Origin of the sequence: Gemmata algarum (assembly GCF_034097035.1) — a bacterium.
In the GTDB taxonomy this organism is placed as follows: Bacteria; Planctomycetota; Planctomycetia; order Gemmatales; family Gemmataceae; genus Gemmata; species Gemmata algarum.
Genome location: NZ_JAXBLV010000232.1, coordinates 26091 through 33471, shown reverse-complemented (window position 1 = coordinate 33471; position 7381 = coordinate 26091). Strand labels below are relative to the sequence as shown.

The 7381-nt window shown below is 67.7% G+C and carries 5 protein-coding genes; 3 read left to right on the top strand and 2 right to left on the bottom strand.

The window, feature by feature from the left end; translation table 11 throughout:
• The first annotated feature begins 87 nt into the window (after window positions 1-87).
• Both R5W23_RS32525 and R5W23_RS28865 read left to right on the top strand, forming a co-directional pair.
• A complete protein-coding gene (locus tag R5W23_RS32525) occupies window positions 88-1314 on the top strand; it encodes a DUF1559 family PulG-like putative transporter (protein WP_326522221.1) in 1227 nt (408 codons plus the stop codon).
• A gap of 8 nt (window positions 1315-1322) precedes the next feature.
• Window positions 1323-2027, top strand: coding sequence for a DUF2306 domain-containing protein (locus R5W23_RS28865; RefSeq protein WP_320689374.1), 705 nt, complete (start codon window positions 1323-1325; stop codon window positions 2025-2027).
• Here R5W23_RS28865 and R5W23_RS28860 read toward each other — a convergent pair.
• Window positions 1960-4167, bottom strand: coding sequence for a nicotinate-nucleotide--dimethylbenzimidazole phosphoribosyltransferase (locus R5W23_RS28860; protein ID WP_320689373.1), 2208 nt, complete (start codon window positions 4165-4167; stop codon window positions 1960-1962). The two genes, R5W23_RS28865 and R5W23_RS28860, sit on opposite strands and share 68 nt — an antisense overlap.
• Window positions 4168-4281: 114 nt before the next feature.
• Window positions 4282-6177: a M28 family peptidase gene (locus tag R5W23_RS28855; protein ID WP_320689372.1), complete on the bottom strand. Its 1896-nt coding sequence runs from the start codon at window positions 6175-6177 to the stop codon at window positions 4282-4284.
• A gap of 446 nt (window positions 6178-6623) precedes the next feature.
• Between R5W23_RS28855 and R5W23_RS28850 the strand changes: the two genes are divergently transcribed.
• Window positions 6624-7055 carry a hypothetical protein gene (locus tag R5W23_RS28850; RefSeq protein WP_261184236.1) on the top strand — a complete coding sequence of 144 codons (432 nt, stop codon included), beginning with the start codon at window positions 6624-6626 and terminating at the stop codon, window positions 7053-7055.
• Window positions 7056-7381 lie beyond the last annotated feature (326 nt).

Below are 7381 nucleotides of genomic sequence, written 5' to 3'. Positions count from 1 at the left end.
CGGACGAAGCGGGTGCGTGCGTGCTCTTCGATACCCGCGGAGCAGCACACACTCACTACGGTAGGCGGGCCAGAGGCCCGCGCTCCAATGCCAGTTCTTCTGGGGCGCGGGCCGGAGGCCCGCCGGACGAAGCGGGTGCGTGCGTGCTCCTCGATACCCGCGGAGCGGCACACACTCACTACGGTAGGCGCGCCGGAGGCCCGCGCCCCAGCGCCTCGTTGTGCGGTGCTCTTGGTCCGGGCGGGTGTAACGGGGGTTACAGTGCGGCGCCAACGGGTGGCAACCGACTGGTCGCCGACGGGACATCCGCTACCAATCCGCTACCCATTCGCTGGCTGCCCGCTGGGGTGCCGCTACCACGAAATGCACGTCCCTTTCCGGCGTCGTAACCTGGGCGACGGCCGACTTCAGGCCCGGTGCCATCTGGATAATGGTGGCGTAGCGTCGGGCACAATCCGTCCGCGCGCCGATCGTTTCACGCGGCGGGGAGTGTATATGTCTCGTTCAGCGCGCGGCGGCTTGAGCCTCGTCGAGGTGCTCGTCGCGATCGCCATCGTTGCGATCCTGATCGGCCTGCTTCTGCCGGCGACCCGCCGCGTGCAGGGGGCTGCCGCACGCATGAAGTGCCAGAATAACCTCAAGCAGTTGATGCTGGGGCTGCACAATGCCCACGACGCCAGCAGTTCTGTCGCGATGCTGCCGTGGGCCAAACGCCGGATCGAGCAGTCGTTCCCGCCGGGATGTTTTGGACCAGGAGCGGTACCCGAAGAGCGCCTCAGTTGGATGGTGGCCTTACTGCCGTATCTGGAACAGGAATCATTGTACCGCCAGTTCGATCGCGAGAAGGGGTACGCCGCCGCTCCCTCAGCGGGTCAGACTTCGGTGAGTACGTTCATCTGCCCCGCATCGCAGGAAGTAGCGACGACGGCCGGGTTGACCAACTACGTCGCGATGGCCGGGCTCGGTTCCGATGCCGCCTCGCGACCGGCGGGCGCCGCGGGCAACGGGTTCATGGGGTACGACCGCGTCACTCCGATCTCGATGATTAAAGATGGCACCTCGAACACCATCGCGCTGACGGAAACGCGCATCGGCCTCGGGCCGTGGGCGCGGGGCGGTACGTCGAACCTTCGCGGGTTCGAGTCTGCCGAATTCTTGAACCACGCAGAAGGGCGTTCCCGTTCGAGCGTGCCCAACGGTGCGAATGTCGGGATGGCTGACGGCTCGGTCCGGTTTATTGGGTCCGGGACCGATCCGAAGAAGCTGGCCGCCGCAATCACCATCGCTGGCGGAGAGACGATCGAACTGGATTGAGTGTCGCCGTGCGATACCACATTCTCACGACGGCCCTTCGCTGGCTCGCGGTCGCGCTGATTTTGCGGGTGTTGGTCACGATTTTGGCCAACTACCCCGACTACTTCCCGCCCAACTTCGACGCCCTCTTCCTGCTGGGTCGTGAGGAGACGTTTACCGGCGCTTATCGGGTGGCGTTTTACGTCCACATCTTCTCCGCGCCGGTGGTGCTGCTCGGCGGGCTGATTTTGCTGAGCGAACACGTGCGCCGACGGTACGGCGGGTTGCATCGTGTGTTGGGTCGGCTTCAGGTGCTTGTGCTGCTGACGCTGATGTTGCCGAGCAGTGCGGTGATGGCCCAGCACGCTTTCGGTGGCTGGTGGGCGGGTTTGAGCTTCTTCGTGCTGTCGGCTCTGACCGCACTGTGTGCCGTTGCGGGTGTGATGGCCGCGCGCCGCGGCCGTTACGACCGGCACCGCCGCTGGATGCTCCGCTGCTTCGTGCTGATGTGCTCGGCGGTGGTTCTTCGGCTGATCTCGGGGGCGGCGGGGCTGATCGGGGTGCCGAGCCCCGAAGGCGCGTACATAGTTGCGGCGTGGAGTAGTTGGGTCGTTCCGCTCGTGCTCTACGAGATTGCGGAGCGGTTGGTCAGACGAGGTTCGGTGTTCACAACGGGTCCGATGGCGGGAACATGGACCGCAGCAGCCGCGCCGAGAGGTCGAACTCGGGGGTGAAGCCGAGTTCCACGTTCGCCACCGTGCTCACCCGGATGTGCATCGACTTCACCGGGCCGATCGGCTGGCCGTCGATGAACCCGCGGATCGGCCGCTTGCCGTTGAAGTCCAGCGTGGTGAACGACACGTGTGCCGTTTCCGGGAGCGCCACCGGCTTCCAGAACCGCGGCCGGAACACGTTCGACCCCGCCAGCGTGAACACCGGAGCCGTTAACGGAACCGAGGTCGCCCCCATCGCACGCGCATACGCACTCGAACCGGCCGGCGTGGCGACCAACAGGCCGTCGCCCACCACCCGCGGCACCTGGGTGTGTCCGTCCACGTCGATTTTGAGCCACGCCGCCTGTCCGCTGTCGCGCTCCACCCACGCGTCCGCGAACGCCAGCGACTGCACCCGCTTGCCGTCCGGGAGTTCGGCGTCCACGCGCATCATCGGCATGCGGTACAGCACGATTTCCGTATTTTCCAGCGACGGCGGCAGTCGCTCGTTCATCAGGAACCCGAGCGTGCCCGCGTTCAGCCCCAGGAACGGCAACCGCAGCCGCCAGTGGTCGCGGATCGCCTGGAGCATCGTCCCGTCGCCGCCGAGCACGAGGATGTGCGTCGGGTCGGGGGATTCGAGGTGTCGGAACGGTTCCGCCGCCCGCAGCGCCTTCTCGCTCCGGTCCGCGGCCACGATCTTCAGCCGCGGCCCGCTCAGGTGGACGCGGGTCTCGCGCGGGATCGTCAGCCCCGTGAACAGGTGGTACCGCCGGATGTACTCGTCCACCTGTTCCGAAACGTCGGGGCGGGCGTTCCCGTGCTGGAACACCCGCAGCCGGATGTCGGCGGTCGCGATGTGCCCGTCGACCGCGAGGAGCTGGCACTTCGGCGGCAGGTCGTCGTCGTCGGGGGCGGCCCCGGGGGGGTGCAGCACCACGAACCGGCGCGTCGCCCAGGCGTCGAGCCCGAGTTCCCACTTGTTGTGGATGGCCGACTCGCTCGCCCGCCCGCCGGTGACGAACTCGGCCGGAACCACGTGCCACAACTCGCCGCGGTCGCCTAACAGGTCGTCGAGCGAGAAGTGGGGGGTGAACGTGGCGTCGTCGAGGTCGGAGAGGTCGACCGTGACGCCGGGGACGTCCTTGAACGCGAGGTCCGTGAGGATCGCGCGGTGGACCGGCTTGGCGTGCTCCACCTCTGGGCCGTCGCACCGCGGGCCGGACGGCCGCACGATCACCTCGTCGAACCCCTTCTCGCGGAGCAACTCGACCACCTTGCGGTGGTACGTGGTGGGCGGGTCGAAGCTGCCCGTGAACACGGCCACCTTGCGCGTGGGCTTCGCCCGCGCGGCCGGCCGGTCCACGTGGCGGCGGGCCGTTCGGGCCAGCACCGCCGCCGCCGCGTCGAGCGCCGGGAGCGCGAGGAGCGCGCCGAGCCCGTCGGGGGAACCCCTCCCCTCGATCACACGCGCCGCGGCGCCTGGCGCGACCCGCTCGGCCACGTGCGCCCCGGCCCGCGCCGGGGCACCGGCCGCCAGCACCGTCAGCCCCAACTCGCTCGCTTTCGCGACGAGCCCCGCGAGCGCCGCGACGTCCGACCCGCCGACGGCCCCGAACACGCCCATCGGGTCGTCGGCCGGCTCGTGGAGCGCGAGCACGCGTTCCGCCACGACCGCGCTGTCGGCGCCGATGGCGTCCGCGGCGAGCACCCGGACACCGGCCGCGTGGGCCAGTTCGGCTTCTTTCTGGCCGGCGGCGAACGCGGCCCGGAACTCGTCGGCGGTGAGCGCCGGCCCGGCCCCGGCGTCGCCCGACCCGGAGCGCGTCTTCCGGCACCGGTACCGCGGCGATTCCGCCAGCCCGTCGCACCACGTGCCGACGTCCACCACGATCAGCTCGGTGCCGGTCGCCTTCGCGAGAACGGCCGTCGCCGAGGCGCCGGAGGTGAGGTCATGAATCGCGTCGCTCACCCGGCTTTCGGCGTCGGGGCCGTGGTCCGCGGCGAACAGCACCAGCCGCCGCGGGCCGCCGGTCGGGCGGAGCGTACCCTGGGCGCGGCACAGTTGCTCCGCGATTGCCATCAGCTCGCCGAGCCCGCCCTCGGGGGCGGCCAGCGCGGCGATGTGATCGCGGATCTCGTTCGGCGTCGGGTTCGACATGCGGCGGCACCGTGCGGAAACGGAACACGCCCGATTGTATTCAGAGATGCGGCAACGCCGAACGCGCCGGCGCGGGCCGGGACCGGGGCCCCGGCCGCGCCGCTGCGGCGGGCGCTACTCTTCCAGCTTGGCCTTGAGTGTCAGCTTCTTGCCCTTGCGGTCCACGACGATGTCGATCGTGGTGCCGATCTTCTGGGCGCTCATCGCGGTCATGTACGCGCCGACGTTCGGCGTCGGCTTGCCGGCCACCTCGACGATGATGTCGCCGTCCTTCAGCCCGGTCTTCTCGGCCACCCCGCCGGGGGTCACGCCTTCGAGGCGCATGCCTTCCCCTTCGTACATGTAGTCGGGCCGCACGCCGAGCCGCGGCCCCTGCGGGCCGCGCGGCGCCTCGGTCGGGTCGCGCCACGGGTCGCTCACGACCTGGAACTTCGGCGCCGCGCTCCGCGTCGTCAGATCGTCGGCGAGGGACTGGGCGAAGTCCGCCGTCTTCTTCAGCCCCTCAATGTTGATCCGCTCGGGCACGTCGGTCGGCCGGTGGTACTCGCCGTGCGTGCCGGTGTAGAGGAACAGCACCGGAACCTTCTTCCGGTAGAACGAGTCGTGGTCGCTCGGACCGGTCCCGGCCTTCTGCGCGCTCACCCGGAAGTCCGACTTCGCGCTCACCCGGTCCACGAGTTTGTCGAGCCCGGTGCCGGTGCCGGTGCCGTACACGACGAGGCGATCCTTCTTGCCGAACAGCCCGAGCCAGTCGGCGCTGACCGGCTGCGTGCGGCCGATCATGTCCATGTTGATCATCGCCACCGTCTTGTCGAGCGGGAACAGCGGCTCCTTGCAGTAATGGATGGAGCCGTACAGCCCGCGCTCCTCGGCGGTGAACGCGACGAACACCAGCCGCCGCCCCTGGCGGTTCTTGGCCGCGCCGTACCGGCGGGCCAGTTCCATCAGGCCCGTGGTGCCGCTCGCATTGTCGTCGGCCCCGTAGTGGATCTTTCCCTTCCCGTCCTTGGCGAGGCTGCCCCAGGAGCCGTACCCGACATGGTCGTAGTGCGCGCCGATCACCACCGTTTCGTCCTTCAGCGGCCCGGAGCCCTCCAGCACGCCGACGATGTTCTTCACTTTCAGGTCGGTGCGCTCCACCGTTACCTCGGCGCGGGCGGTCCAGTTGGCGACGGCGAACGAGCGCGGCTTCAGGTCACCGCCGATGGCCGTTTCGAGTTCGGTCAGCGACTTCCACGGCCCGCCGGCGAGCACCTCATCGATGACCGCCCGCTTGACCATCACGACCGGGATGGTCGCGGGGGTGGTGCCGGTCGCGTGGAGAGGGTAAGGCGCGAGGGCGTCGGTCTTCCCGGCGGCCCCGGCGTCGTTAACCATGATGACGCCAGCGGCCTTGTTCGCCTGTGCCAGCTCGATCTTGGTGGCGAACGCGGCGTGCGTGCTGTCCTCGCCGTCGGGCACCGTCGTGTCGAACCGCTTGTCACCCTTTTCGTTGTAACGGGGCGTGCGGCGCAGGATCACGACGAACTTTCCTTCAACGTTCTGGCCGGCGTAGTCGTCGTACTTGAGGTCAGGGGCGCTGATCCCGTACCCGACGAACACGAGGCCCGCGTCGGCCTTGCTCGTGGGGCTGAAGCCCATCGCCGTGAAGTCGGTGTTGAGCTTCAGTTCCTTCTTCGCGTCGTTCGGGCCGGCGATCGTGAGCGAAGTGGGTTTGGAGAGCTTCGCCGACATGGTGACGGTGAACGGCTGGAAGTACGACCCGTCCTTCATGGCCGGCTTCAGGCCGGCGGCCTTGAACGTCGCGGCGACGTAGTCCGCGGCCTTCTCGATGCCCTTGGTGTCGATCCCGCGCCCCTCGCACTCCGGGCTCGCGAGGAAGAAGATGTCCTTGCGCATCCGCTCGAGGATCGGGTTGTCGAGCGGCTTCTGGGCTTGGGCGCTATGCACGAGCGCGAGCATCGCGGTCAGTGCGACGGCCCCCGCGAGCGGGCGGAGCAGGGAAGACATACCGTGTGATCCTTCAATGAAAGAGCGGGCGTGTTCGGTGCGTTCGGGAGAGGGATTTCTGGGCGCTATTATGCGGCACCGGCGCAACTCCGGGCAAGTGCCTGCGTCTCCCGAAGGTGGCGGCGTGCGCGGGGCGAAGAAAACGCGAAAGAAAATCCGGAACCGCGCGAACCCGCCCTTAGGGCCGGTGTCTGAGAGGAGTACCTGCACCGGGGTTCTCCGGTGGCGGGTGCTTCGTTAGAAATGGAAACTGGGAAAAGTGGTAAGAGTCGGTTGCCAAACGGTTGCGGGGCTGTTAATCTTACAGACCGTAACCGGTGACCCCGGCTCATGTTCTTTTCCCAAACCCTGAACCCTTAATTTCCTCTAACCGTCCGAGATGACTTCTTAATTCATCCTTGGGTGCGGCGCTCAACCGACACCCCAACGTCCGACGGAGGTGTGCGATGGCCCTGAACAACCTGAAGACCCTGACGACGAGCACCGCGATTGTGGCCAGCGTGAAGCTGACCGCGACGGCGGCCGATCGCCTCGGTCTGGGGTTCGCGGCACAAGCCTATCCGTTGGACAACCTGTCCCCCAATCCGGCCTCCGAACAGGACCGGTCACGGCAGGAACAGTCCGCGGAGCAGATGCGAAAGCAACTGCACGAGGGCGTTCCGGCTGTACCCCCGGTACCGAAGACGGTCGGATGTCTACCCCCTGGTACCCGTGCCGTCGTCTCGTGGCCAACAGCCGCGAAACCGAGCCGGATCCACTGGGCCACAGTAAGCGTCGGCAGAACCCGAATTAGCCGCGACTGCCAATCGCCGGCTCGGGTCTGCGACAAACAGAGCTTACTGAGGCAAGTGGCCCCGGCGGCGACCGCCGGAAAGTGAGGTGGCTCCTGGCTTAAACGCAATTTCGATTCGGATTGACCCCGAGAGCCGGCCCATCGGCTCGGATGCACAACCGTAGTCGCAGTGCGTTTTGGCGCTGAGCCACAACACAACCAGAAGTCCGAACTTAACACGCTGGTCCCGGAACGGGTGCGAGTGAGACCTGTCGGGTCGCACGGTGCGCCGGTGACACGAGGCAGACGAAGGCCCGCGCCTTCAGTCGCTTCGTGGACCTCACCGCCGCATGTGACCTCCCACGGTCGATCGCTCACCCGTTCTGAGGATGAAAAGCCGCCGAGCTTTCGAGCGTGATCGACCGACGATGC